This is a genomic window from Allobosea sp. Tri-44 (assembly GCF_004123845.1).
Lineage (GTDB): Bacteria > Pseudomonadota > Alphaproteobacteria > Rhizobiales > Beijerinckiaceae > Allobosea.
In genome coordinates, this window is record NZ_NBDP01000040.1 from 14,328 (window position 1) to 40,251 (window position 25,924).

Sequence of the window (25,924 nt, forward strand, 5' to 3'; positions counted from 1 at the left end):
AGCGGGGCAGCGGAGCGACAAGACCCTCTCTCCGATCAGGGAAAGACAGCGTTCATCCTATGGCGGGGTTTCGCTTGACCCTGGCAAGAAACGCAACGAAGACAACAGCCTACGCCGTCAGCATGGCGACGTGTGCGCCAGCAGCGATCGAGATGAACGTCGTTCTCTTCCAATCTTCGCAGCGACGGGCCGCCCATTCCGCCCCGCCCGAACCGCCGCGCCGCGACATCGCCGGCGTTCCGGTGGCAGCGCTGACGCACGACGAGGCGCTCGCACTGGTCGGCCATGCTTTCGATGGCGGCGGCCATCTGCATCTGGCCTACTGCAACGCCAATCTCGTCAATATCGCCGCGCGCGATGCCGGCTTGCGCGAGCTTCTCGCCGGCTTCCTGGTCCTGCCCGACGGGATCGGCGTCGATATCGCCTCGCGCCTGCTCTACGGCACGACATTCCCCGCCAATCTCAACGGCACCGACTTCACGCCGGCGATCCTCGCCGCCTACAGGCGGCCGCTCTCGGTGATGCTGCTCGGCGGCAAGCCGGGCGTCGCCGAGCGCGCTGCTGCGAGGCTGCGCGCCGACTACCCGCAGCATCGCTTCGCAGTGCTGAGCCATGGCTATTTCGAAGCGGAAACGGAGACCGCCCTGCTGGCGCGGCTCGCGCACGCTCGGCCCGATCTGCTGCTGGTCGCCTTCGGCAATCCGCGGCAGGAGCAGTGGATCGCCGACCGGATCGATGCCCGCCACTGCGCGGTCGCGGCCGGGATCGGCGCACTGTTCGACTTCCTCGCCGGCGAGGTGGCACGGGCGCCGGAAACAGTGCGCGCCCTGCGGCTGGAATGGATCTATCGGCTCTGGCTCGAGCCGCGCCGGCTCTGGCGGCGCTATGTCGTCGGCAATCCCGCCTTCCTGATGCGCGTGCTGCGCCAGAAGCTGGCAGGGCGCAGCGCCTGAGAGCGCCTAGGATTTCTTCCCGACGATGACGCCGAAGAGCGGGCCGGCGCCGATCATCACCAGGAAGACCCTGATGATGTGATGGGCCGCGACGAAGGCGACTTCCGTGTGCAGCGCCAGCGCGATCAGGCTCATCTCGGCGAGGCCGCCGGGCGAGTAGGCCAGGATCAGCGGCACCGGCTTGTAGCTCGAGACATGCGCCACCGCGAAGGCGAAGACCAGGGTCAGCACGACCAGGATCACGGTCGAGCCGAGCGAGAGCAGGAGGATGCGCAGGATCGCCTGCGGCGGGGTGCCGACGAAGCGGCAGCCGATGGTGACGCCGAGGATCAGCTGCGCCACGTTGACGATCTCGTAGGGCGGCACGGAATCGCTGAGTCCGACGAGGTGCACGACGGCCGAGACCAGCATCGGCCCGAGCAACTGCTTCGCCGGCAGCCGCAACGCATGGGCGAGCATCACACCGGCGATCGCGCTGGCGACCAGCCAGAACCAGCCCAGCGCCGAGGTCTGGAACATCGACGGGCCCTGGTTGCGGTTTATGCCGAGCGAGACACCTTCGAGCCATTGCACGATGAAGGGCAGCGTCATCACCACCAGCAGGATGCGGGCGGAATGGATCAGCGCGATGGTGCGGGCATCGCCGCCCTTCTCCTCACCGGTGATCACCATCTCGACGAGGCCGCCCGGCATGCCGGAGAAGAAGGCGGTGACGGGATCGTAGCCGGCGACGCGGCGGAAATAGGTGACGCAGCACAGGCCGCAGGCGACCATGAACAGCACGAGCCCGCCGAGCGTCGGCAGCCAGTTCGGCATCTGCGCGACGATCTCCGGCTTGAAGCCCGAGCCCAGCAGCACGCCAATCACCGCCGACATCGGCGGGCGGATCACTGATGGCGCTGCCACCGGCGTGCGGGCGATCGCAGCCGCAGTGCAGAACACCATCGAGCCCAGCATCCAGGGCAGCGGCAGGCGGTAATAGGCGAAGAGCCAGCCACCGAGCGTGCCGAGCGCGAGGGCGAACAGGAAACGGCGCCAGGGAAAGCGGCGCGGCGACAATTCGCTGATGCCGTTGACCGCATCCCTCAGCAGATCCCGCATCGCCCCGATCATCTCCCTGAGACGCATACGCATGGCACCGTCACGGCGCTGCTATACGCCATCCGCATGGCGATGACAGGGCGTTGTCGGCATGACGCCTTTGCCCTCTTGGCGGAGCGGACGGATGTGGCGGCAACCCCGCCATGCTCGCAAGCCACTGACGAACGGGCGGAAAACCAGCGAGAGTGGAGTCCTGCAGATATCTGATAGGCCGTCGGCGTCTTCCGCCCGGCTCGGGGCAGCCATGAGCGAAGACCGCCTTTCGGAAGCGACCGGTCGCGGCAGCGAAGGCATAGGCGTGGCCGAAGCGTTGCCTGTTTCGCGTGACGAGGACGGCAGTTCGGCAGAGCCTCCCGAATCGCGCCGGCCTGATCGACCGTTGCCGCCGGTTCTCTCCACTCCGTCTCGCGAGGGCTGGCTCGCGACCCGCCGCAATCGCGCCGGCCTGTGGTGGCGCAGGGCGAGCCCCAACCTGCGCGGCACCGTCTACATGATCACCGCGCTGCTGGTTTACGCGGTGATGGTCGGCGCCTTCAAACATTTGGGCACGGCGATCCCGCTGGTCGAGACGTTGATGATCCGTCAGATCATCATGAGCGCCGTGATCGTCGCCATTGCCGGCCGCAGCCTGAAGCAGGCGCTGAAGACGGATCGGCCGGGCCTGCAGATCTTCCGTGGCCTGATCACGCTGGCCTCGATGCTCTGCGGTTTCAGCGCGCTCATCCACATTCCGCTGGCCCAGGCGACCTCGATCAGCTTCAGCCAGGTGCTGTTCGTCACCGTCGCCGCCGTGCTGATATTGAAGGAGCGCGTCGACAGGGCGCGCTGGGTCGCGACCGTCCTCGGCTTTGCCGGCGTGCTGATCATGCTCAACCCGTCGGCCGATGGGTTGAACTTCTGGGCGCTGATGTCGCTTTGCGGCGCGCTGTTCGGCGCCGGCATCACCATCAGCGTGCGCATCCTCGGCACCAGCGAGCGGACCGAGACGATCCTGATCTATCAGGGCCTGGTGCTGATGGTCGTCCTCGCCTGGCCGGCCTGGGCGCTCTGGGTCTGGCCGACAGCCGAGCAATGGTTCTGGCTGGTGCTGCTCAGCCTGTTCGGCACCGCCGGGCAATGGCTGATCACCAAGGCCTATCAGGTCGGCGAGGCGTCGGCGCTGGCGCCGCTCGATTTCAGCCGCCTGATCCTGGCTGTTTTCACCGGCTTCGTCTTCTTCGCCGAGATCCCGACGCTGACGACGCTCATCGGTGCTGCCATCGTCATCGGCGCGACGCTCTACACCATGCGCCGCAATGCCCGCGGCCGGCTCGGCGCCGACCTGTCCACCCCGCCCTGACGCTGAAAGCCACGAGACGCCCATGACGCATCATCAGCTCGATGCCTCCCTCGCCACCTGCCATTGGGGCTATTTCGATGCCGGGCTGAAGCCGGTTCTGGAGATCGAGAGCGGCGACAGCGTCACCATCCGCACGGTCACAGGCGGCCCCGCCCATCTGCCGGAAGGCAACGCGACGATCCCACCGGAGATCCACGAGATCCATGAAAAGGCCGAGCGCATGGTGCCCGGCCATATTCTCACCGGCCCGATCGCGGTGAAGGGCGCCAGGCCCGGCCAGGTGCTGGAGGTGCAGATCAGGAGCGTCAGGCCGCGCACCGATTTCGGCTACACCATGTTCCGCCCGCTCGGCGGTACGCTGCCGGACGAATTCGATTATCACGCCTTCCGCTACATTCATCTCGACCTCGAGCGGAACGTCGCGAACCTGCCCTGGGGCATGGAATTGCCGCTTGCGCCCTTCTTCGGCGTGATGGGCACGGCGCCGCCGGCACATTGGGGCCGGGTGACCTCGCTGATCCCGCGCGCCTTCGGCGGCAATCTCGACAACAAGGAATTGGGCGCCGGCGCGACGCTCTATCTGCCGGTTTTTATCGAGGGGGCGCTGTTCTCCTGCGGCGACGGCCATGGCGCGCAAGGAGATGGCGAGGTCTGTATCACTGCGATCGAGACGGCGCTGGAAGGCACCTTCGAATTCCATCTGCGCGAGGATCTGTCCTTCGCCATGCCGCGCGGCGAGACGAAGACCCACCACATCACCATGGGCATCGATCCCGATCTCGATATTTGCGCTGAGAACGCGCTGCGCGAGATGATCGGCCTGATCACCTCGCGGACAAAGCTGACGCGGGACGAGGCCTATATGCTCTGCAGCCTCGCCGCCGATCTGCGCGTGACCCAGACGGTCAACGGCTCCAAGGGCATCCACTGCATGCTGCCGAAGAGCCTGGTGGCGTAACCATCCCGTCATGCTCGGGCTTGACCCGAGCATCTCAGGCCAGAGAGGCGTCAGTCGGCGCCCTATCGTCACGAGATTCTCGGATCTCGGCTTCGCTGCGCCCGAGAATGACGCTTGGTCTTACAGCATCGGCAGGCCGCGCGGTTTTGGCCCGCGCGGGAAGGCGGCGTCGAGCCGGGCGATATCGTCATCGCTGAGCTGAAGCCCGAGCGCGCCGGCATTGTCCTGCGCATGACCGGCCTTGGCCGCCTTCGGGATCGCGAAGACTGACGGATTGCGCGTCAGGAAGGCGAGCGCGACCTGGCGCGGGCTCGCGCCATGGGTGCTGGCGATCTCAGCCAGCAGCTCGCCCTGCGCCGAGCGATCCTCCGGAAAATCATCCTGCCCGAACGGGCTGTAGGCGGTGACGGCGACGCCGTTCTTCTCGCACCATGGGATCACCGCATGCTCGATCGCCCGCTCGCGCAGATGGTAGAGGACCTGGTTGCAGGCGACCTTGCCGGGGCCGGCGAGCTTCAGCGCCTCGTCGAGATCGGCAACGTCGAAATTGCTGACGCCCCAGGACAGGATCTTGCCCTCGGTCCTGAGGTTTTCGAACGCCGCGAAGGTCTCGGCCAGCGGATATGAGCCGCGCCAGTGCAGCAGGTAGCAGTCGAGCCGGTCTGTCCTGAGCCGTCGCAGTGACTGCTCGCAGGCCTTGCGGGTTCCGGCCTTGGAGGCGTTGTGCGGCAGCACCTTCGAGACCAGAAAGACCTCGTCGCGCCGTCCGGCGATCGCTTCGCCGGTGATCTCCTCGGCGCGGCCATCGCCATACATCTCGGCGCTGTCGATATGGGAGAGCCCGAGATCGAGCCCCCGCCGCAGCGCCGCGATTGCCTCGCTGCGCTGGGCGCGCTCGATGTTCCAGGTACCCTGACCGATCCGCGAGACCGCTGGACCACCCTTGCCGAAAGCCTGTGTCATTGCGCTCATCCTGTCGTTCAGCGGACCTCGACCTCATAACGGCCATGCCGGATTTCGCCGTCCGAGTAGCGCACGCGCACCGCGAAGCTGTCGCGGCCGCGATAATCGGGAGCGGAGGTGTATTCGAAGGCCAGCGCTTTCCCGACCTTGCCGTCGCAATGCTCGTAAGCGCCGGGGCCATAGACCGCTTTGGCCTTGCGCGTCAGCATCCGGACCGTGCCATGCTGCGGCTTCTGCGTCAGCACGGCGGTCGGCCGCTTCACCTGCCGGCAACGCCTGTCCATGGTCATGTAGGTCTGCTGCATGAAGGTGAGCTCGCCGGCGACGGCGCGGTCGATGCCGTCAGCGGCGGGGTCGCCCGAGGTCACGCAGCCACCGAGCGCACTGCAGAGCAGGATCAGGCCGAGCGTGGCGATTCCGGGAATTGGCATCGGACTTCCTTCGGCTCGCATGGCTTCACTTGCAGAATGTAGCAACATATCTACATTATGGGGCTGCAGGAGTGTGCGGATGCCGATGACCTTGTCCAGTCGAGAGTTCAATCAGGATGTCGGGCGAGCCAAGAAGGCTGCTCAGCGCGGTCCGGTCTTCATCACCGATCGCGGCCAGCCCTCACACGTCCTGCTGAGCGTTGCCGAATACCGCCGGCTCACCGGCAGGGGTTTGAGCCTGGCTGAGGCGATCGGCGACCCGGAGAGCGCCGATTTTGATTTCGACCCACCCAAGCTCGGCGACAAGATGGGCTTCAAACCGGTCGACTTCGAGTAATGTATCTGCTCGACACGAATGTGTTGTCTGAAATCCGGAAGGTTCACCGAGCGAACCCGACCGTTTGGGCCTGGTCGCAGGTCACGCCAGCAGATCTCCTTTACATCTCCGCTGTAAGCGTACTTGAGATCGAGCAGGGAGTCCTACTGGTGGAGCGTCGCGATTCGCAGCAGGGTCGACTCTTCAGCGACTGGCTGCGGAAGCGCATCCTGCCGCAGTTCGAGGGGCGAATTCTGGCCTTCGATACGGAGGCTGCTCTGCGTTGCGCCGCATTGCACATTCCCGATCCGCGCCCCGAACGCGATGCGATGATCGCGGCGACCGCCCAGGTGCATGCATTGACGGTCGTGACGCGCAATACCGCCGATTTCGCCCGGTCCGGTGTCGCCACCCTCAATCCCTGGCTCGCTTCTGCCTGATCAGACCGGCGGCGTGCCGTTGGCCGCCAGCACCTCGCCGGCGAGGTAGAGCGAGCCGCAGATCAGGATGCGCGGTGGCGCCGGCCAGCTCCGTGATGCGATCTCGCGCAGGGCCTGCTCGACCGAGCCTGCGACCTCCGCCTTCAAGCCCGCTTCGCGCGCCAGCGCCGCGACCTCTTCGGCCGAGCGCGCGGCAAGCTGGTTCTGAATCGAGACGGCGAAGAGGCCCTGCGCCAGCCCCTTGAAATGGCCGAGCGTGGCGCGCGCATCCTTGGTCGCGAGCAGGCCGGCGATCATCACGAGCGGCGCCGGGTTCTTCTCCTCGAGATCGGCCATCGCCTGGGCGAGCACGCGGCCGCCATCGGGATTATGGCCGCCATCGAGCCAGAGCTCGGCACCGGTCGGCGCGAGCTCGGCAAGCCTGCCGCGCGCCAGCCTCTGCAGGCGGGCCGGCCATTCGGCCTCGGTCATGCCGCGCTCGAAGGCGCTCGCCGGCAGGCCGCCATAGCCGGCGGCGCGCAGGGCCGCGATCGCGGTACCGGCATTGGTATGCTGATGGCGCCCGGCGAGACGCGGCAGCGGCAGGTCGAGCAGGCCGTCGCCGTCTTCATAGACCAGCCGCCCGCCATCCTCGTGGACGTTGAAATCCTGCATCCCGATCAGGATCTTCGAGGCGCCGACGCGTTCGGCCGCCGCTTCGAGTACGGCGGTCGGCTCCGGCTCCTGCGGGGCGATTACGGCGGGTGCGCCGCGCTTGAAGATGCCGGCCTTCTCCCCGGCGATCTTGGTGACGGTGTCGCCGAGATATTCGGAATGATCGAGTGAAACCGGCGTCACCACGGTGCAGGCGGGATGGTCGATCACGTTCGTCGCGTCAAAGCGCCCGCCGAGCCCGACTTCGAGCAGAACGACATCGGCCTTGTGCTCGGAGAAGAGCAGGAAGGCGGCGGCGTTGGTGATCTCGAAGAAGGTGATCGGCTCGCCGGCATTCACCCGCTCGCAGCGCTCCAGCGCCTCGACCAGCACAGCCTCGTCGACGAAGCGTCCGCCGCCGGGTTGTCCCAACCGGATGCGCTCATGGAAGCGGACCAGATGCGGCGAGGTATAGACGTGGACCGACAGGCCGGCCGCTTCGAGGATCGCCCGCATGAAGGCGATGGTCGAGCCCTTGCCGTTGGTGCCGGCGACATGGATCACCGGTGGCAGCTTCTTTTGCGGATCGCCCAGCCGTTCGAGCAGGCGCAAGATGCGTCCGAGCGAGAGGTCGATCAGTTTGGGATGCAGCGCGAGGAAGCGCGCCAGCAGGAGGTCGGATGTGCTCATGCGGGACCGGCTCCGGCCGGCAAGTTTATCAGACGGCGGTAGCCGGCAGCGGCTCGGGTTCGGGGGCGACGGCGGCCGGCAGCTTCTGCTTGGTCAGGAGTCGGCCGAGCCGCGCCAGCGTGGCCGGGATTTGGTGGCGGTGGACGACCATGTCGACCATGCCGTGGTCCTTGAGATATTCCGAGCGCTGGAAGCCCTCGGGCAGCTTCTCGCGGATCGTCTGCTCGATCACGCGGGGCCCGGCGAAGCCGATCAGCGCGCCCGGCTCAGCGATCTGGACATCACCCAGCATCGCATAGGAGGCGGTGACGCCGCCGGTGGTCGGGTTGGTCAGTACGACGAAATAGGGCAGGCCAGCCTTGCGCAGCATCCGGGTCGCGACCGTGGTGCGCGGCAACTGCATCAACGAGAGGATGCCCTCCTGCATGCGCGCTCCACCCGAGGCGGCGAAGACGACATAGGGGGTCTTCTTCTCCAGCGCCGTCTCGGCGCCCTTGATGAAGGCCTCGCCGGCAGCCATGCCGAGCGAACCGCCCATGAAGTGGAAATCCTGCACCGCGATCGTCATCGGCAGGCCCTGGACGCGGCCATAGCCGACCTTGAAGGCGTCGGTCGCGCCGGTCTTGGCGCGGGCGTCCTTGAGCCGATCGACATAGCGCTTCTCGTCGCGGAACTTCAGCGGGTCGGTCACCGCCTCCGGAAGCGGCACGTCGAGCCATTTGCCTTCGTCGAAGGTCAGCCGCAAACGGTCCTGCGCGGTGACGCGCATATGGTGGTCGGAGCCGGGAATGACGAAGCCATTGGCCTCGACATCCTTATGGAAGACCATCTGCCCGGAATCCGGGCACTTGATCCAGAGGTTCTCAGGGGTCTCGCGCTTGAACAGCGTCTTGATGCGCGGACGGACGACTTCGGAAATCCAGTTCATCGGATCATCCTTGAATTGCGGAGCCGCGAATGGCTCAGGCCGCGGCCGAGCACGATGCCGAAAAGTGCGAAGCGGTTTTCGGACGACATCATGCTCTCACTAAAGTTGGAGAGACGGATTCACGTCTCAGGCTGAAAGAGCCTGAGACGATCCGGCTCTCACGACCGAGCGGACGCCAGCCGCGAGCTCGGCGACCAGCGAGGTGACAGCCGAAACCGTCTTTTCCGTGGCCTTGCCGTCGGCATCGAGCGAGAGCCGGACACGCTCGACCAGGGCCGAGCCGACGACCACCCCGTCGGCATCCTTGGCGATCGCGATCGCATCCGCCGGCGTCTTGACGCCGAAGCCGACCGCGACCGGCAGCTTCGTATGCTGCTTGATCCGGCCGACCGCCGCGCCGACCGCGTCATAATTCGCGATCGCGCCACCGGTCACGCCGGTCATCGAGACATAGTAGACGAAGCCGGAGGTGTTCTGCAGCACGCGCGGCAGGCGCTTGTCGTCGGTGGTCGGCGTCGCCAGGCGGATGAAGCTCACGCCCGCGGCGAGCGCCGGCAGGCAGAGTTCTTCGTCTTCCTCCGGCGGCAGGTCGACGACGATCAGCCCGTCGATCCCGGCGGTGCGAGCGTCCTTGAGGAAGGCGTCGACGCCATAGGCCCAGATCGGGTTGTAGTAACCCATCAGCACGATCGGCGTGTCGTTCCCGGCCTTGCGGAAGGCCGCGACCATGGCGAGCGTCTTGCGTAGCGTCTGCCCGGCCTTGAGGGCGCGCTGGCCGGCAAGCTGGACCGGCACACCGTCGGCCATCGGGTCGGTGAAAGGCACGCCGAGCTCGATGATGTCGGCCCCGGCTGCGGGCAAGGCGTTCAGGATCGCGCTACCGGTGTCGAAATCGGGGTCTCCGGCAGTGACATAGGTCACGAGCGCTGCCCGGCCATCCCTGGCGCAGGCGGCAAAGCGGGCTTCGATGCGGGCTTGTCCGGTCTCAGTCATGCCGGAGCGGTTAGCATGGCCGCGCTCGGCTGGCGAGAGGGCGCCGGTTCAGCCCGGGACAGCCAGCGCGGCGCGGTAGCTGCCGAAATACTTCATGCCGGTGTCGCACATCACGCTGACCACCGTCGCGCTGGGACCGAGCCTCTCGGCAAGCTTCAGGGCACCAATGACGTTCGCGCCGGTGGAGAGCCCCGCGAATAGTCCCTCCTCGCGCGCCAGCCGGAGCGCCATCGCCTGCGCCTCCTGCGTTGAGACCCGCTCGATCGCGTCGGCGACATCATCCTGCCAGAGCGGTACGACGAAGCCGGCGCCGATCCCGTCGATCTTGTGCGCGCCAGGCACGCCGCCGGAGAGCACCGGCGATTCCGCCGGCTCGACCGCGGTGATGCGGATGGTTTCCTTTCGGGCCCGCAGGCCGGCGGCGATGCCGCGCAGCGAGGCGGCGGTGCCGACGCTCTGGACGAAGCCGTCGATGACGCCTCTCGTCTGCTCCCAGATCTCCGCTGCCATCACCTCATAGGCGGAAAGCTGGTCGCGGTTCTTCATCTGGTCGGTCCAGAAAGCGCCGGTTTCCCCGGCGATCGCGCCGGCTGTCGCGATCATGTCGCGGGTCAGCTTCCCGGTCATCTTGCCGCTCTCGCTCGGGAGGATCGTCAGCTTCGCCCCGAGGATCGCCATATGGTCGAGTTTTTCGCGGGCGAAGGCGTCGGAGGTGACGATATGGAGCGGGTAGCGCTTCACCGCGCAGACCAGCGCCAGCGAGACCCCGGTGCTGCCGCCGGTGTATTCGACCATCGCGCCGCCGGGCTTTAGCCGCCCATCCGCTTCGGCCGCATCGATCATGGCGAGCGCCATCCGGTCCTTCATGCTCCCGGTCGGGTTCTCGCTTTCGAGCTTGAGCAGGATGCGGGCGCCATTGGCGGGCACGACATGGCGCAGCGGCACGAGCGAAGTGTTGCCGATGCGGTCGAGGATGGTCTTCTGGGTCATCGGCGGTCCTTCAATGCGAGGGCTTTTCGCCTTCTCGCCCGAAAGCCGCATCCGGTCAGGTCCGAAATCCGGACCGCCCTCAGGCGAACTTCGCCCCGCGTTCCGTCAGCAGCGCCCGCAGTACCGAGCGGTGGCAATGCGCCTCGTCCTCGCAATAGCAACCGACCGAGAAATCGGCACCATGCGACAGGGTCGCGAGCAGGTCGAGCGCATGGCGCGGCGCAGGTTCGGCCATCTCGGCCTTGAAGGCGCGGGTGAAGCCGGCCCAGTCCTTCTCGCTCTCGGCGGCCTTGGCCTGCGCCATCAGTTCCGGCGTCGGCGACAGCACCGGGAACCAGACGTCGAACCAGTTCTCGCTGGCATAGCGCTCCTTCGGCACGCCGCGCGGCACGCGCCGGACTGTGCCGATACGCGTGCCCTCGCCGGGATCGCGCTCGCTGCCGAGACGGACGATGCGGGCGCTCATGCGCTGGCCCTTTCATCACTGCGCGCCGGCGCGACGCCGGCGAAGAGATAGCGCTCGAACCAGTCGGGAAAGGCCCGGGTCAACTCGCGTGGCCCCGAGAGGGCAAGCCCGAGCCGGTTGCTTCCGGAAAAGCTGACATCGCCGCGCCACCAGGCGACCAGCGCGGGGAGCGGGCCGCGCAAGGTGAGCGCTTCAGGAAAGCCCGGATTCTGGCTGCAGAACGAGGCTTCCGCGCGCTTGAGCAGCAGAAAGCGCAGCGGATGGCCGGCGATCTCGAAGCGGACGACCAGCGGCTCGTCCGGTAGCGCTGCGAAGCGCACGCGCCGCTGCATGTCGGTCAGAACCGGCTCGAGATCCAGGTCTTCGGCGTCGGGATGGCGCGGCAGCCAGCGCTGGCCCCAGACGCCCATCGCCTTGACCAACTCGGCGAGCTCCAGCCCGGCTTCGGTCAGCGCGTAGTCGGGACCGGCGGCCCCGTCGCTGCGACGAAGCGCACCGGCGGCGACCAGCGCCTGCAATCGCTCAGACAGCATGGTCTTGGATATCCGCGGGATGCCGCGCCGGATATCGTTGAAACGGCCCGCGCCGCACAGGATCTCGCGGACGATCAGCAGCGTCCAGCGCCCGCCGAGCATCTCATGGGCGCGCGCCATCGCGCAGAACTGGCCATAGCTGGTCATGGCGCCAGCCTAGCATGGGCCAGGCATCGATGCGGTCCGAAATCCGGACCGCACTTGCGTTGCGATGGGCAATGGCCATAAATGTAGTGATATCACTACTTTCGGAGGCCGCCATGGTGAAGACGGTTTCGGCCGCTGAGGCCAACCGCGAATTCTCGAAGCTGATGAAGCTCGCCGAGAGCGGCGAGCGCGTCGTCGTGACTTCGCGCGGCCAGCCGAAAGTGCAGATTACACGCGTCGAGGAGGCCGACTCCGAGAAGGCGCAGCGGCGCGAGGCGTTCGACCGGCTGACGGAGCGGCTGAACTCTCAGCCTGCCCAAAACCTGCCGCGCCTGACCCGCGACGACTTCTACGATTGAAGCGATGCAAGTCGGCTTCGACACCAACATCCTGATCTATGCCGAAGGCTTCAATGATCAGCCGCGCGTCACGCAGGCCCGGCAGATCAGGAAGGCGCTGGGCGAAGATCGCATCGTGCTGCCATCGCAGGTGATCGGCGAACTTTTCAATGCCCTGACACGCAAGCTCGGCGTCCCCCGCGCTCGTGCCAAGGACATCTGCCTGGAATGGCGCGCCACCGCCGGTTTTCGGCTGGTCGATGCCGCCTGTTGGGACGGCGCGCTCGAACTCGCCGCCAATCACGGTCTGCAATTCTGGGATGCGCTCATCCTCGTCACGGCCGCGGAGGCCGGCTGCGCCCTGCTTCTGTCGGAGGACATGCAGAACGGTTTCGTCCACCGCGGCGTGACGGTCGCCAACCCCTTCGCCGAGTCGCTGCATCCGCTCCTGGTGGACGCGTTGCGGCATCGCGGCTGAGCCCGGTTTACTTCTCGATCCGCCAGACCGTGCGCAGCGCGGCGCTGACAGTGACCTCGCCCGGCTCGACCTGGATCGGCGCTGCGCCCGCCGCCATGCGATAGGCCCGCGTATCGCCCATCGGCCGCACCGGCGGCTCGGCCTCGGCCTCGACGATCGAGACGAGCTCGCCGACCTTGACGCCGAGGCGCTTGGCATAGATCTCGGCGCGGGCGCGCGCCGCTTCCGCCGCCTTGTCGCGGGCCTGGTCCTTGGCCTTGTCCTCGTCGACGAGGCCGAAGCTGATGCCGGACATGTCGTTGGCTCCGGCAGCGACGAGGGCGTCGATCAGCGGGCCGGCCTTGGCGAGGTCGCGCACGATCACGGTGATGCCGGTGCGGGCCTCGTAGCCGTCGATCTTGGGAGCGCGTGCCTGCGGCGAGGAGGAGGCCGAAGGCTGCGTCATCCGCGGCGTCAGCGCGATCTGCGAGGTCGAAAGATCGCCCTGGGCGACGCCGGCGGCTTTCACCGCCTCGATCAGCCTGGCCAGCGCAGGGGTGTTCTTCGACAGCGCTTCCGCGGCGGTCTTGCCCTCGCTGACCACGCCGGCCTGGACGGTGGCGAGATCGGGCTTCACCCTGACTTCGCCGGTGGTCTGGATCACGATGCCTTCCGCCGGTGCGAGCGGGCCCACGGTCTGGGCGTGCACGGGAGCGGAGAGCGCCGCGAGCGCGGCAATGATGAGGGCCTTCTTGGTCTTCGTCATGATCGTCCTTCGCTGACGGATATCCGCAGAAGCAAGCATCGCTCCTGCGGCGCGACCATGCGCAACCTATTGGGGCAGCATCAGGACGATGCGTGTCAGCGCGCCGCCAGAATCTCCGCCACCTGCGGGATGTCCTTGTCGCCGCGGCCGGAGAGATTGACGACCATCAGGTGGTCTTTCGGCTTTTTCGGGGCGAGTTCGGCGACCCTGGCGAGCGCATGCGCCGATTCCAGCGCCGGGATGATGCCTTCGAGTTTCGAGATCAGCTGGAAGGCTTCGAGCGCTTCCTCGTCCGTCGCCGAGAGATAGGTGGCGCGGCCGGTCTCGTGCAGCCAGGAATGCTCCGGGCCGATGCCGGGATAGTCGAGCCCGGCCGAGATCGAATGGGCGTCGTTGATCTGCCCGTCCTCGTCCATCAGCAGATAGGTGCGGTTGCCGTGCAGCACGCCGGGGCGCCCGCCGGTCAGCGAGGCCGCGTGCAGGCCGGACGGGATGCCGTGGCCGGCGGCCTCGACGCCGTAGATCTCGACACTCTTGTCGTCGAGGAAGGGGTGGAACAGCCCCATCGCGTTGGAGCCGCCGCCGATGCAGGCGACGAGCGAATCCGGCAGGCGGCCCTCGAGCTCCTGCATCTGCACGCGCGTCTCGTTGCCGATGACGCATTGGAAGTCGCGCACCATCGCCGGATAGGGATGCGGTCCGGCGACCGTGCCGATGCAGTAGAAGGTCGACGCGACATTGGTCACCCAGTCGCGCAGAGCCTCGTTCATCGCGTCCTTCAGCGTCTTGGTGCCGGATTCGACCGGCACCACCGTCGCCCCCAGCATCTGCATGCGGAAGACGTTCGGCGCCTGCCGGGCGACGTCGACCGCGCCCATGTAGACGATGCATTCGAGGCCGTAGCGGGCGCAGAGCGTCGCGGTCGCGACGCCGTGCTGGCCGGCGCCGGTCTCGGCGATGATCCGCTTCTTGCCCATGCGCCGAGCGAGCAGGATCTGGCCGAGCACATTGTTCACCTTGTGCGAGCCGGTGTGGTTCAGTTCCTCGCGCTTCAGGTAGATCTTGGCGCCGCCCGATAGGCCGGAGGCCGTCGCCAAACTACGAAAGTGCTCGGTCAGGCGCTCGGCGAAATAGAGCGGCGAGGGCCGACCGACATAGTGCTTCAACCCGCTCGTCATCTCGGCGTGATAGGCGGGGTCGGCCTTGGCGGCGGTGTAAGCGGCCTCCAGCTCGAGGATCAGCGGCATCAGCGTCTCGGCGACGAAGCGGCCGCCGAACTGGCCGAAGCGGCCATTCTCGTCCGGCCCGTTCCGGAAGCTGTTGCGTGCGTGCGGCGCGTTCATGCCTGGCCTGCCTTCTTCAACTGTGCAGCCGCCGAGCGGGCGGCCCTGACGAATTTCGCGATCTTCTCGACATCCTTGATGCCCGGCGCGCTTTCGACCCCGGAGGAGACGTCGACGCCGGCCGGCCGGGTGATGCGGATGGCGTCTACGACATTTGCCGGATCGAGCCCGCCCGATAGCATGAAGCGGAAAGCCGGGTCGAGGCCGGCGAGCAAGCCCCAATCGAACGGCCTTCCGTGCCCGCCCGGGTATGCGGCGTCCTTCGGCGGCTTGGCGTCGAGCAGGATGGCGTCGGCGACGCCGTGATACAGCGCGAGCTGGTCGAGATCGGCAGCATTGGCGACGCCGAGCGCCTTCATCACCGGCAGGTCGGTCGCAGCCTTGATCGCGGCGACCTGCTCCGGTGTCTCCTTGCCATGCAATTGCAGCCAGTTCGGCCGGACGATCTGCGCTAGCTCAGCCGCCTGCTGCGGCGTGAAGTCGACGACCAGCGCGACGATCCCGGTCCTGCCGCGTGCCTGGGCGGCGAGCTCGGCCGCGTGCTCCGGCGTGACGTAGCGCGGGCTCTTCGGATGAAAGTTGAGGCCGATCATGTCGGCGCCGGCGGCGAGCGCCGCCTCCAGCGTCTCCGGGGTCGAGAGGCCGCAGATCTTGATGGGAAAGGCGTCGTCGCGTGTCATGCGGGCGCTCTAGCACATAGCCCTTCCTGCCGCACTCGTGACATGATGCCGATCGAAACCGGCAATGCGGGGCGAGAGCGGGCGACGAATGGGGCGGCGTTTCTTTGCAGGTCTGGCGGCGCTTCTGCTGACGGCCGGCCTCATTGCGCTCGGCGTCTACATGTGGAGCCAGCCCCGGACGCTGAAGCTCGCTGTCGGCCCGCTCGGCTCCGACGATGCCAGGCTCGCCGCCGCCCTCGTCCAGGGCCTCAGCCGCGAGAAGAAGCCGGTGCGCCTGCGTCTCGTCCTGACCGAGGGCTCGGCCGAGAGCGCGCTGAAGATCGACGCCGGCAAGGTCGACCTCGCCATCGTCCGCCCCGATGTCGCCCTGCCGGCCAAGGCCGATACGGCGCTGATCACGCGCCGCTCCTTCCCCTTCTTCATCGGCTCGAAGGATCTCGGCACCGACCGCATCTCGGGTCTGCGCGGCAAGCGCATCGGCGTGGTGCGCGCGCCATCAGGCAATCTCGACCTCTTGAAGTTGGTGCTTTCGCAATACGAGGTCTCGCCGGAGGCGGTGACCGTCGTCCCGCTCGGACCCGAGGACGTCTCCGCCGCCATCGCCGATGGCCATATCGATGTGCTCTTCGCCGTCAATGTGCTGAACGCCCGTGTCGTCACCGAGGTGGGCACGCGTCTGCACCGGGCCTTCGGCGAGAGCCCGACCATCATCCCGATCCGCGAGGCCGACGCGCTCGCCGCCCGCAATCGCGCGATCGAGAGCGGCGAGATCATCCGCGGCGCGCTCGGCGGTGATCCACCGCTGCCGGCCGAGAACCTGCCGAGCATCTCGATCACTTCGCGCCTGATGGCAGCGCAATCGCTGGATGACGCCCGGGTCGGAGAGCTCGTCGGCGCGATCCTGTCGCTGCGCGTCACGCTTGCGACCGAGCTGCCGGCGATCCAGGGGCTGGAGGCGCCCGAGACCGACAAGGATGCGCCGCTCGCGGTGCATTCCGGCGCCGCCGCCTTCATCGACGGCGAGCAGGAGACCTTCTTCGAGCGCTATGGCGACTGGTTCTATCTCGGCGTGATGGCGCTCTCGCTGGTCGGCTCCGGCGCGGCCGGCCTGTTCGGTGTCGAGAGCGTAGCGCGCCGCAAGCGCGCAATGGCGGATCTGAGCCGCCTCATCGTCCTGCTCGGCGGGATGCGGACGGCGGTGGACGAGCCGGAACTGGCAGCGATGGAGCGCGAGGCCGACGCCGTCCTCGCCGGAGTTCTCGAAAGCTATGCGCGCGGCGACATCGATGCTGGCGGCATCGGCGCCTATCGCCTCGCCATGGATCAGCTCGGTCGCGCCGCGACCGAACGGCGCATCGTCCTGGCCGAAGCGGAAGCGGAGTGATCAGCTTTATTCCTGCCGCAAAGCCCGGTCATGCGGGTGACGCGGCCGCCCCGACAGCTCGAGACCCCCTGCATGACCTCCGTTCTCACTTCGCTCGCGCTCGGAACGCTGCTCGCGATCTCCGCCATCATGCCGCTTCAGGCCCAGGCTCCCGAAAACTGGCCGCAGGTGAAATGCGAGCGCTGGCGCACCGCCTATGACGAGGCGCTCAAGCGTTTCGGCAAGAAGGGGCTGGGCGAGGAGTTTCTCGCCCGCAACGAGGCCTTCATGGCCTCCGGCTGCCAGACGCCGCCCGATGTCTGCCCCCGCAGTGCCGAGGAGCTCAACTTCGCCAATGTCATGGTGATGGCGGGCATGAATGCCGGGGTGTCCTCGACCTTCATGCCTTTCGCCTGCCGGAAGTCGTGACCCGGCTCTAGAGCAGCGACATGTGCAGGCCGGTTCCGGCGAGGACGCCATCGGCGACGGCGAGCGCGACGCTGTGCCGGCCGGTCGCGGCATCGCCCGCCGCATAGACGCCGGTGACACTCGTCTGCTTCATGCCGTCGACGCGCAGCAGCGGGCCGAACGGGCCGTTATCGAAGGCGCAGCCCAGCTCCTCCGCGAGCGGGCTTGCCGGGCAGATGCCGGCGGCGACGAATAGCGCCTTGATCGGCGCCAGCCGGCCATCGGCGAGGCGCAGGCCCGCCATCGCCGTCCCCTCGCCTTCGGCGGCCACGATCGGAGCACGCTCGATCGCGACGCCGCGCCGCTCCAGCAGGGCGGTCGCCTCGGCGTCGGGCTCGGCCTCGCCGTTCAGGAACAGTGTGACCTCGCCCCAATCGGCGACGAGCGCCGCCTTCAGGGCCGAGAACGAGCCGCTCGCCAGCACGCCGAGCTTGCCGCCGCCGAGCTCGTAGCCATCGCAATAGGGACAGTGCAGCACGCTCTTGCCCCAACGCTCCTGCAGACCCGGGATTGCGGGCAACTCGTCGCGCACGCCGGTCGCCAGCAGCAGGCGCCGCGCCCGGTGCTGGTCGCCGCCGGAATCGGTGATGCTGAAACCATTCCCTTCGATTTTGGCATCGCTGGCTCGGGCGTCCTGCCAGGCGACGGTCGGATAGGCGAGGAGCTGCGCCTTCGCCTCGGCGACGATCGCTGCCGGTTCGCGCCCGTCCTGGCCGAGGAAGCCATGCGAATGGCTGGAGAAGCGGTTGCGCCGCCGGCCTTCGTCGATCACCAGAATGCTGCGACGCGCCCGCGCCAGCTGCAGCCCGGCGGAAAGGCCGGCGAAACTGCCACCGACGATGACGGCGTCATAAGGCATGGTGCTTGGCATGGATTTGTCTCCATTCATCGAAGCGGCGCTGAAATCCGCCGCGAGATCGGACAGCCGCACCCGGTCGAACCGGCTGGCGAGCAGCGCCCGGCCTCGACGAATGCCTCGCCCACAACGCGATGGACCTTGCCAAGCGCGACCGCGCGACCCCGCCACGCAGACTGGCTGAAACGCAGTTGCTCCGCTTCACGTAACTATAAATGTTGCATGATATGATGCCTGTCAAGCGCCTCCTGGCGAGCAGGCATCGCCCCATTGCGGTTGCCCAAACGCCATCAAGCGTTTATGTGCAGCGCAACGAATTCCAGATTCACTCAGACAGATGGCTGTGCCGGCCGGGGTCTCCCTGCCGGCTCGCGGTCATGAAACAAGGCCCCGACCGCATGTCCATGCGCAACATCGCCATCATCGCCCACGTCGACCATGGCAAGACCACGCTGGTCGACAAGCTGCTGCAGCAGTCCGGCACCTATCGCGACAACCAGCGCGTGATCGAGCGCGTGATGGATTCCAACGAGCTCGAGAAAGAGCGCGGCATCACCATCCTGGCCAAGGCCACTTCGGTGGTCTGGAAGGACACGCGCATCAACATCGTCGACACCCCCGGCCACGCCGATTTCGGCGGTGAGGTCGAGCGTATCCTCAACATGGTCGATAGCGCGATCGTGCTGGTCGACGCCGCCGAAGGCCCGATGCCGCAGACCAAGTTCGTGGTCTCGAAGGCGCTGAAGCTCGGGCTGAAGCCCATCGTCGCGATCAACAAGGTCGACAAGCCCGACGCCCGCGTCACCGAGGTGATCAACGAGGTCTTCGACCTCTTTGCCGCGCTCGACGCCACCGACGAGCAGCTCGATTTCCCGATCCTCTACGGTTCGGGCAAGCAGGGCTGGATGGCGCCGTCGCCGGAAGGTCCGCAGGATCAGGGCCTCGCCCCGATGTACGACCTGATCCTCAAGCATGTGCCGGAGCCGCGCATCGAGGAAGGCCCGTTCCGCATGCTTGGAACGCTGCTCGAGGCCAATCCCTATCTCGGCCGCATCATCACCGGTCGCGTCGTCTCGGGCTCGGCCAAGCCGAACCAGCAGATCAAGGTGCTGTCGGGCGACGGCTCTCTCGTAGAGAGCGGCCGCATCACCAAGATCCTCGCCTTCCGCGGCCTCGAGCGCACGCCGATCGAGGAAGCGATCCCGGGCGACATCGTCTCGATCGCCGGCCTGGTGAAGGGTTCGGTCGCCGACACCTTCTGCGACCCCAGTGTCGAGACCCCGATCAAGGCCCAGCCGATTGATCCGCCGACGGTGTCGATGACCTTCATGGTCAACGACTCGCCGCTCGCCGGCACGGAGGGCGACAAGGTCACCACCCGCGTCATCCGCGACCGCCTGTTCAAGGAGGCCGAGGGCAATGTCGCGCTGAAGATCGAGGAGGCCAAGGATAAGGACTCCTATATCGTCTCCGGCCGCGGCGAACTCCAGCTCGCCATCCTGATCGAGCAGATGCGCCGCGAGGGCTTCGAGCTCGGCGTCTCGCGTCCGCGCGTCGTGTTGAAGCGCGATGAGGCCGGCCAGCTGCTCGAGCCGATCGAGGAGGTCATCATCGACGTCGACGAGGAGCATTCCGGCGTCGTCGTGCAGAAGATGTCCGAGCGCAAGGCCGACATGCTGGAGATGCGCCCCTCAGGCGGCAATCGCCTGCGCCTTGTCTTCCACGCTCCGACCCGTGGCCTGATCGGCTATCAGGGCGAATTGCTGACCGACACGCGCGGCACCGCGATCATGAACCGGCTGTTCCATGACTATCTCCCCTACAAGGGCGAGATCGGCGGGCGCCGCAACGGCGTGCTGATCGCGATGGAGACCGGCGAGGCCGTCGCCTACGCGCTCTGGAACCTCGAAGACCGCGGCCCGATGATGATCGAGCCGGGCTGGAAGGTCTATCAGGGCATGATCGTCGGCGAGCACACCCGCGAGAACGATCTCGAGGTGAACGTGCTCAAGGGCAAGAAGCTCACCAACATCCGCACGACGTCGAAGGACGAGGCCGTGCGCCTGACGCCGCCGATCCGGATGACGCTGGAGCGCTCGCTCGCCTGGATCGACGATGACGAGCTCGTCGAGGTGACCCCGAAGTCGATCCGCTTGCGCAAGGGCATCCTCGACCCGAACGAGCGCAAGCGTTCGCAGAAGCAGAAGGCCGAGGTGGCCTGAGCTTGGCCGGGGCCGACGCCCCGGTCGATATCCTGCTGATCACCGGCCCGGCCGGGATCGGCAAGTCGACCCTGTGCTGGGAGATGGGCGATGTGCTGGCGGAGGCCGGCATCGCCCATGTTGCGATCGAGAGCGACGAGCTCGATCGGGTCTTTCCCAAACCCGGTGCGGAAGAGCTCGCCCCGCTGGCGCCCGGCGCCCGCGACGTCAGCCAGCTTAATCTCGCCGCGCTCTGGGGCACGTATCGCGCGCTTGGCCATACCCGCCTGATCATGTCGGGCGTGATGCTCCATCTCCGCTTCGACAAAAGCTGGATCCTCGCCGCGATCCCTGATGCGAAGATTACGGTCGTGCGCCTGCGCGCCGGAGATACGTGTCTGGTCGAACGGCTCGACCGCCGCGAGGCAGGCGCGGGCCGCGACGCCCAGATCGAGCGCTCGTTGCGGCAGGCGAAACGCATGGCGAGCGAGTCGGCGGACGGTTTCGTCATGATCGATACCGACGGCCGCACTCCGTCCGAGCTGGCGCTCGACGTGCTTGGCCAGGTCGGCTGGCTGGAAAGCCTTGGCTAACGAGGACGGGCTGTTCGGTCATCGCGGACCCGCCCTGCAACAGGCGCGATTGTCTCCCGCTTTCAGCTCTGCTCCCTTGCGCTCCGCTATCAAGGGGAAGGATGTCACCATGCAGTTCCGCAATCTCGGCCGCTCCGGCCTGCGCGTCTCGCTCGTCGGCCTCGGCTGCAACAATTTCGGCGGCCGGATCGAGCTCGATGCGGCGCGCAACGTCGTCGACGCCGCGATCGAGCACGGCATCACCCTCTTCGACACCGCCGACATCTACGGCAATCGCGGCGGCTCGGAGCTGGCGCTCGGCGAACTGCTCGGCGCCCGCCGCAAGGACATCGTGCTCGCCAGCAAGTTCGGCATGAACATGGACGAGGAGGGCGTGAAGAAGGGCGGCTCGCGCCGCTACATCATCGAGGCGGTCGAGGCCTCGCTGAAGCGAATGAAGACCGACTGGATCGACCTCTACCAGATCCATCGCCCCGATCCGCTGACCCCGATTGCCGAGACGTTGCGGGCGCTCGAGGACCTGATCCGCCAGGGCAAGATCCGCTATATCGGCTGCTCGAACCTGCCGTCCTGGCAGGTCGCCGACGCGCACTGGACGGCGAACACGCTCGGCATCGAGGGCTTCGCCTCGGCGCAGGACGAATACAGCCTGCTGGTCCGCGGTGCCGAGAAGGAGCTGATCCCGGCCATCGGCCATTTCGGCATGGGCCTGCTCCCCTATTTCCCGCTCGCCAACGGTCTCCTCACCGGCAAGTACCAGCGCGGCGCCCCGATGCCGGAGGGCGCCCGCATGACCCGCGAGGCGCAGCGCGCCGGCGAGGTGCTGACCGAGGCGAACTGGGCCAAGACAGAGAAGCTCGCGGCTTTCTGCGACACGCGCGGAAAAACGCTGCTCGAACTCGCCTTCTCCTGGCTGGCGGCCCAGCCGGTCGTCTCCAGCGTCATCGCGGGCGCGACGAAGCCCGAGCAGATCGCCGCTAACGTCAAGGCCGCCGACTGGACGCTAACGGCCGAAGAGCTGGCCGAGATCGACGCGATCACGAGCTGAAATCCGCCGCGAGAGCGCCTCAAAGAAGCCCAACGGCCAAGCGAGATCGTCAATCCAGCCTCCCTGCCCGTGCGACGGGGCAAGGAGGCTGTTGTCAAATCATCGCGCCTGGGGCTTCCTTGCGCCGACTGCGGCGGATAACGCTGGTTTCTTGATGCGTATCGTTCCTCTTCTGGCCCTGGCATTTTCGCTGCTCGCCCTGCCGGCGGTGGCGCAGGACAAGCCCGCTGCTGCGCCGCAGCCGGAGCCGATGCGCATCGTGCTGACGCGCAGCGCCGAGCCGTGCGAGTCTGATTGCCGCGAATGGCTCGCAGCCCAGGGCGCGATCACCAAGGACACGCTCGCTGAGTTGCGCCGTGCGATCGCCGAGCTCAACGGGCGCAAGCTGCCGGTGCTGGTCTACTCGACCGGCGGCACGGTCGAGATTGCGATCGCCATGGGCGAGCTCATCCGCAAGAGCGGCCTCGACATCGCCGTCGCCCGCACTGTCTTCAGCCAGCGCGATCCGGCCCGCGGCACGATCGACGAGCGCAACCCGCTCTGCGCCTCCGCCTGCACGCTCTTCCTCGCCGGAGGGCAACGCCGGATTATCCCGTCGCAATCGCGCATCGGCGTGCACCAGCAGACCATCGTCGAGACCGAGACGACGACGGTGCGCGACTACAAGATCGTGCGCGGGCGCAGGGAGCTGGTTGATGAGAGAACGGAGACGCGGACGGTCAAGCAGGAGCAGGCGACCGGCGAAATTGACGCCAAGATGAGACGCTATCTCGACACCATGGGTCTCGACCGCTCCTTCATTGAGGTGACGGTGTCGACGCCGGCCGACACGATGCGCTACCTCAAGCCCGAAGAAATGCTCGCGACCACGATCGCGACGGAGCTCGGCTCGGCCGCGCTCGCCTTTTCCAGCCTGCGGTCCGGGCTGGCGCCGGACGCGCCTGCCGGCCTGAACGCTGCGCCGGTGGTTCCTGCGACGCTCACCGCGCCGGCGACCCCGATCGGCTCGGTCGAGCTTGGTCCGCATCGCGGCGGTACCTTGCGGCTGGCGCTCGCCGTCGCCGAAGGGCGCTACCAGCAGACAGCGGCCCTGCAGTTCAATCTCTTCGTCGGCCAGGCGGCCCTGCCGACGCGGCTGCGCACGGTCACGGTCAGCCTGCCCGGAAGCCCGCTGATCGTCGCCTCGAACGATGAGGGGTCCGCACCCGAGGGGCCGATGACAGCCGAGATCCAGCGCGAGTTCATTTGCCGGCTGACGGATCGGAGCTCGGTCTTTCTGCGCGTCGATCCGCCGGCGGAGGACAGCGCCGCTTCGAGCTGGCAGCGTACCGGAACCGCCGCCGAGCTGCTGCGCCTGCCCTCGTTGCGGGCCGCGCTCTGCCGCTGACGCCTCGCTTGGGGGATGCCGAAATTCCCGTTTGGAACCAATTGGTTTCGGCGCGCGATGCCGAGCAAAAAAATGAGGTGCGCCCCTCAAATTTTGCGAGATGTCCGCTTGACAGTCCGCCGGCCAATGGGCTCACCTTCGCTCCCCGATGCGCCGACCCCAGAAGCGCGCAGGGACAGCAAGGGAGAGACGCCGTGTTGAGACGCCATTTTCTCGCCGTGAGCCTCGCGCTCGCGGCCTTCGGCAGCGCATATCCCGCTCTCGCCCAGAGCAAGGGCCCGGTGATCGGGGTCAGCTGGTCGAACTTCCAGGAGGAGCGCTGGAAGACCGACGAGGCCGCGATCAAGGCCGCGATCGAGAAGGTCGGCGGCACCTATCTCTCGGCCGACGCGCAGTCCTCGCCCGCCAAGCAGCTCACCGATGTCGAGAGTCTGATCGCGCGCGGCGCCAAGGCGCTGATCGTGCTGGCGCAGGATGCGCAGGCGATCCGCCCCGCCGTGCAGAAGGCGGTCGACGAAGGCATCGCGGTCGTCGGCTATGACCGCCTGATCGAAATCCCGCAGGCCTTCTATTTGACTTTCGACAATGTCGAGGTCGGCCGCATGATGGCGCGCGAGATCGTCAAGGCCAAGCCCGAGGGCAACTACGTCTTCATCAAGGGCTCGAGCTCGGACCCGAATGCCAACTTCCTGTTCCAGGGCTCGATCGAGGTGCTCAAATCCGCGATCGACGCCGGCAAGATCAAGAATGTCGGCGAGGCCTATACCGATGGCTGGCTGCCGGCCAACGCGCAGCGCAATATGGAGCAGATGCTGACGCGCAACGCCAACAAGGTCGACGCCGTCGTCGCCGCCAATGACGGCACTGCCGGCGGCGCCATCGCCGCCATGGCCGCGCAGGGCCTCGCCGGCTCGGTGCCGGTCTCTGGCCAGGACGCCGATCGCGCTGCCTTGAACCGTGTCGCGCTCGGAACCCAGACGGTGACGATCTGGAAGGATGCACGCGAGCTCGGGCGTAACGCCGCCGAGATCGCGATCAAGCTCGCCGGCGGCGCCAAGCTGACCGAGGTCTCCGGAGCAGCTGCCTGGGACCAGGGACCGAGCAAGGCCAAGATGACCGCGCTCTTCCTGAAGCCGGTGCCGGTGACGAAGGACAATCTCAACGCCGTCATCGAAGCCGGCTGGGCGCCGAAGGCCGCTGTCTGCCAGGGCGTCGCCGCCGGCAAGGTCAAGGCCTGTGACTGAACTCGCACCCGCGCCGGCCCAGCCGGCGCCGGAAGCGAAAAGCCTCGCCGACCATCTGCGCGCCATCGAGTTCGATGCGCGGATGGTCGGCATGATCGCCGCGCTGGCGGTGATCTGGCTCGGCTTCAACTGGCTCTCGGGCGGCGCCTTCCTGACGCCGCGCAATCTCTGGAACCTCTCGGTCCAGACCGCTTCGGTCGCGGTGATGGCCTGCGGCATGGTGCTGGTCATCGTCACCCGCAATATCGATCTCTCGGTCGGCTCCATGCTCGGCTTCGTCGGCATGGTGGTCGGGCTGGTGCAGGCGCGGTTGCTGCCCGATCTGATCGGTTTCGAGCACCCGGCGACCTGGCTGATCTCGATCGCGGCGGCGGTCGTTCTCGGCGGCGTGATCGGCCTGTTCCAGGGCGCGCTGATCGCCTATCTCGCCATCCCGTCCTTCATCGTCACGCTCGGCGGCCTGCTGGTCTGGCGCGGCAGCGCCTGGTGGGTGACCCAAGGCCAGACCATCGCGCCGATGGATTCGCGCTTCCGCCCGCTCGGCGGCGGCATCGAGGGCGCCATCGGCACCTCGGCCTCCTGGGCGATAGGCCTTGTCATCTGCGCCCTGATCGTTGCCGGCGTGGCCCTCGCACGGCGTCGGCGCAAGCGTTACGGCTTTGCCTTGCGTCCGCTCTGGGCCGAGCTCGCTCTCGCCGCGCTCGCCTGCGGCACGGTGATCGGCAGCGTGATGATCGCCAATGCCTATGCCTTGCCGGCCGGCATCGCCCGCCGTCTGACCGAGGCGCAAGGCGGTACCTGGCCCGATGGCGGGCTCGTCATCGGCCATGGCCTCGCCGTGCCGGTCCTGCTCGCACTCGCGGTCGGCGTCGCGATAACCTTCCTGACGACGCGTTTGCGCTTCGGCCGTTATGTCTTCGCCATCGGCGGCAATCCGGAAGCCGCGCAGCTCTCCGGCGTCAACACGCGAAAGGTGCTGATGCTGGTCTATGGGCTGATGGGTGCGCTTGTGGGCGTCGCCGCCTGCATCTCGACCGCCCGCCTCAACGCCGCGACCAATTCAGCCGGCCAGCTCGACGAGCTCTACGTCATCGCCGCGGCGGTGATCGGCGGCACCTCGCTCGCCGGCGGCGTCGGCACGATCGTCGGGGCCATGCTGGGGGCGCTGGTGATGCAGTCGCTGCAATCCGGCATGGTGCTGATCGGCGTCGACACCCCGCTGCAGAACATCGTCGTCGGCCTCGTGCTCGTCCTCGCCGTCTGGCTCGACGGGCTCTACCGCAAGCGGCTCGGCTGAGG

At 67.2% G+C, this 25,924-nt stretch carries 28 protein-coding genes; 15 read left to right on the forward strand and 13 right to left on the reverse strand.

What is annotated here, in order from left to right; all coding sequences use genetic code 11:
• Positions 1-152 precede the first annotated feature (152 nt).
• The gene (locus tag B6S44_RS23025) at positions 153-953 is read left to right on the forward strand and encodes a WecB/TagA/CpsF family glycosyltransferase (RefSeq protein WP_129159228.1); all 801 of its coding nucleotides are present in this window, start codon (positions 153-155) and stop codon (positions 951-953) included.
• Positions 954-959: 6 nt separating this feature from the next.
• On the opposite strand, the gene B6S44_RS23030 is transcribed toward B6S44_RS23025, so the two are convergent.
• Positions 960-2,087: an AbrB family transcriptional regulator gene (locus B6S44_RS23030; protein WP_248309728.1), complete on the reverse strand. Its 1,128-nt coding sequence runs from the start codon at positions 2,085-2,087 to the stop codon at positions 960-962.
• Between the two features lie 211 nt (positions 2,088-2,298).
• Between B6S44_RS23030 and B6S44_RS23035 the strand changes: the two genes are divergently transcribed.
• On the forward strand, positions 2,299-3,393 hold the full coding sequence (locus B6S44_RS23035) for a DMT family transporter (protein WP_164985929.1): 1,095 nt from the start codon (positions 2,299-2,301) through the stop codon (positions 3,391-3,393).
• A gap of 22 nt (positions 3,394-3,415) precedes the next feature.
• Positions 3,416-4,351, forward strand: coding sequence for an acetamidase/formamidase family protein (locus B6S44_RS23040; protein WP_129159230.1), 936 nt, complete (start codon positions 3,416-3,418; stop codon positions 4,349-4,351).
• A gap of 120 nt (positions 4,352-4,471) precedes the next feature.
• Here the strand turns inward: B6S44_RS23040 and B6S44_RS23045 are convergent, their stop codons facing one another.
• Positions 4,472-5,323: an aldo/keto reductase gene (locus B6S44_RS23045; protein ID WP_129159231.1), complete on the reverse strand. Its 852-nt coding sequence runs from the start codon at positions 5,321-5,323 to the stop codon at positions 4,472-4,474.
• 8 nt (positions 5,324-5,331) lie between these two features.
• Entirely contained in the window at positions 5,332-5,745 is a 414-nt protein-coding gene (locus tag B6S44_RS23050) for a hypothetical protein (RefSeq protein WP_129159232.1), read from the reverse strand.
• A gap of 79 nt (positions 5,746-5,824) precedes the next feature.
• Between B6S44_RS23050 and B6S44_RS23055 the strand changes: the two genes are divergently transcribed.
• Positions 5,825-6,082 carry a type II toxin-antitoxin system Phd/YefM family antitoxin gene (locus B6S44_RS23055; protein WP_129159233.1) on the forward strand — a complete coding sequence of 86 codons (258 nt, stop codon included), beginning with the start codon at positions 5,825-5,827 and terminating at the stop codon, positions 6,080-6,082.
• Positions 6,082-6,501 carry a type II toxin-antitoxin system VapC family toxin gene (locus B6S44_RS23060; RefSeq protein ID WP_129159234.1) on the forward strand — a complete coding sequence of 140 codons (420 nt, stop codon included), beginning with the start codon at positions 6,082-6,084 and terminating at the stop codon, positions 6,499-6,501. Before B6S44_RS23055 ends, B6S44_RS23060 begins: the two co-directional genes overlap by 1 nt.
• On the opposite strand, the gene B6S44_RS23065 is transcribed toward B6S44_RS23060, so the two are convergent.
• The 6 genes from B6S44_RS23065 to B6S44_RS23090 all read right to left on the reverse strand — a co-directional run bounded on the left by B6S44_RS23065 (position 6,502) and on the right by B6S44_RS23090 (position 11,881).
• On the reverse strand, positions 6,502-7,824 hold the full coding sequence (locus tag B6S44_RS23065; RefSeq protein ID WP_129159235.1) for a bifunctional folylpolyglutamate synthase/dihydrofolate synthase: 1,323 nt from the start codon (positions 7,822-7,824) through the stop codon (positions 6,502-6,504).
• A gap of 28 nt (positions 7,825-7,852) precedes the next feature.
• Entirely contained in the window at positions 7,853-8,752 is a 900-nt protein-coding gene (accD, locus tag B6S44_RS23070; protein ID WP_129159236.1) for an acetyl-CoA carboxylase, carboxyltransferase subunit beta, read from the reverse strand.
• Between the two features lie 126 nt (positions 8,753-8,878).
• Positions 8,879-9,745, reverse strand: a complete 867-nt coding sequence (gene trpA, locus B6S44_RS23075; RefSeq protein ID WP_129159237.1) for a tryptophan synthase subunit alpha — start codon at positions 9,743-9,745, stop codon at positions 8,879-8,881.
• Between the two features lie 48 nt (positions 9,746-9,793).
• On the reverse strand, positions 9,794-10,735 hold the full coding sequence (locus B6S44_RS23080) for a PLP-dependent cysteine synthase family protein (protein WP_129159238.1): 942 nt from the start codon (positions 10,733-10,735) through the stop codon (positions 9,794-9,796).
• Positions 10,736-10,814: 79 nt separating this feature from the next.
• On the reverse strand, positions 10,815-11,201 hold the full coding sequence (locus B6S44_RS23085) for a DUF488 domain-containing protein (protein ID WP_129159239.1): 387 nt from the start codon (positions 11,199-11,201) through the stop codon (positions 10,815-10,817).
• Positions 11,198-11,881, reverse strand: a complete 684-nt coding sequence (locus B6S44_RS23090; protein WP_206735229.1) for a winged helix-turn-helix transcriptional regulator — start codon at positions 11,879-11,881, stop codon at positions 11,198-11,200. Before B6S44_RS23090 ends, B6S44_RS23085 begins: the two co-directional genes overlap by 4 nt.
• Before the next feature lie 113 nt (positions 11,882-11,994).
• Here B6S44_RS23090 and B6S44_RS23095 point away from each other — a divergent pair, with 113 nt between their 5' ends.
• Entirely contained in the window at positions 11,995-12,240 is a 246-nt protein-coding gene (locus tag B6S44_RS23095; RefSeq protein ID WP_164985930.1) for a type II toxin-antitoxin system Phd/YefM family antitoxin, read from the forward strand.
• Between the two features lie 4 nt (positions 12,241-12,244).
• Complete coding sequence (locus B6S44_RS23100; RefSeq protein WP_129159241.1) at positions 12,245-12,697, forward strand: PIN domain-containing protein; 453 nt, start codon at positions 12,245-12,247, stop codon at positions 12,695-12,697.
• 7 nt (positions 12,698-12,704) lie between these two features.
• Here the strand turns inward: B6S44_RS23100 and B6S44_RS23105 are convergent, their stop codons facing one another.
• From B6S44_RS23105 to B6S44_RS23115, 3 genes are all read right to left on the reverse strand, one after another.
• Positions 12,705-13,442 carry an SIMPL domain-containing protein gene (locus tag B6S44_RS23105; RefSeq protein ID WP_164985931.1) on the reverse strand — a complete coding sequence of 246 codons (738 nt, stop codon included), beginning with the start codon at positions 13,440-13,442 and terminating at the stop codon, positions 12,705-12,707.
• A 95-nt stretch (positions 13,443-13,537) separates the two neighbouring features.
• Positions 13,538-14,785: a tryptophan synthase subunit beta gene (gene trpB / locus B6S44_RS23110; RefSeq protein ID WP_129159243.1), complete on the reverse strand. Its 1,248-nt coding sequence runs from the start codon at positions 14,783-14,785 to the stop codon at positions 13,538-13,540.
• Positions 14,782-15,465 carry a phosphoribosylanthranilate isomerase gene (locus tag B6S44_RS23115; protein ID WP_129159244.1) on the reverse strand — a complete coding sequence of 228 codons (684 nt, stop codon included), beginning with the start codon at positions 15,463-15,465 and terminating at the stop codon, positions 14,782-14,784. The genes trpB and B6S44_RS23115 overlap by 4 nt, the downstream gene beginning before the upstream one ends.
• An 88-nt stretch (positions 15,466-15,553) precedes the next feature.
• Between B6S44_RS23115 and B6S44_RS23120 the strand changes: the two genes are divergently transcribed.
• Entirely contained in the window at positions 15,554-16,849 is a 1,296-nt protein-coding gene (locus B6S44_RS23120; protein ID WP_164985932.1) for a TAXI family TRAP transporter solute-binding subunit, read from the forward strand.
• A 72-nt stretch (positions 16,850-16,921) separates the two neighbouring features.
• Positions 16,922-17,257, forward strand: a complete 336-nt coding sequence (locus B6S44_RS23125; protein ID WP_129159246.1) for a hypothetical protein — start codon at positions 16,922-16,924, stop codon at positions 17,255-17,257.
• Positions 17,258-17,264: 7 nt separating this feature from the next.
• On the opposite strand, the gene B6S44_RS23130 is transcribed toward B6S44_RS23125, so the two are convergent.
• Complete coding sequence (locus tag B6S44_RS23130) at positions 17,265-18,155, reverse strand: NAD(P)/FAD-dependent oxidoreductase (protein ID WP_129159259.1); 891 nt, start codon at positions 18,153-18,155, stop codon at positions 17,265-17,267.
• Between the two features lie 395 nt (positions 18,156-18,550).
• Here B6S44_RS23130 and typA point away from each other — a divergent pair, with 395 nt between their 5' ends.
• From typA to B6S44_RS23160, 6 genes are all read left to right on the forward strand, one after another.
• Complete coding sequence (typA, locus tag B6S44_RS23135; RefSeq protein WP_129159247.1) at positions 18,551-20,374, forward strand: translational GTPase TypA; 1,824 nt, start codon at positions 18,551-18,553, stop codon at positions 20,372-20,374.
• A gap of 2 nt (positions 20,375-20,376) precedes the next feature.
• Entirely contained in the window at positions 20,377-20,946 is a 570-nt protein-coding gene (locus tag B6S44_RS23140) for a DEAD/DEAH box helicase family protein (protein WP_129159248.1), read from the forward strand.
• Between the two features lie 109 nt (positions 20,947-21,055).
• The gene (locus B6S44_RS23145) at positions 21,056-21,994 is read left to right on the forward strand and encodes an aldo/keto reductase (RefSeq protein WP_129159249.1); all 939 of its coding nucleotides are present in this window, start codon (positions 21,056-21,058) and stop codon (positions 21,992-21,994) included.
• Positions 21,995-22,148: 154 nt separating this feature from the next.
• Positions 22,149-23,381, forward strand: coding sequence for a COG3904 family protein (locus B6S44_RS23150; RefSeq protein WP_129159250.1), 1,233 nt, complete (start codon positions 22,149-22,151; stop codon positions 23,379-23,381).
• A 218-nt stretch (positions 23,382-23,599) separates the two neighbouring features.
• Positions 23,600-24,625: a D-xylose ABC transporter substrate-binding protein gene (gene xylF / locus B6S44_RS23155; protein WP_129159260.1), complete on the forward strand. Its 1,026-nt coding sequence runs from the start codon at positions 23,600-23,602 to the stop codon at positions 24,623-24,625.
• A complete protein-coding gene (locus B6S44_RS23160; protein ID WP_248309729.1) occupies positions 24,618-25,922 on the forward strand; it encodes a sugar ABC transporter permease in 1,305 nt (434 codons plus the stop codon). The genes xylF and B6S44_RS23160 overlap by 8 nt, the downstream gene beginning before the upstream one ends.
• The last annotated feature ends 2 nt before the right edge of the window (positions 25,923-25,924 follow it).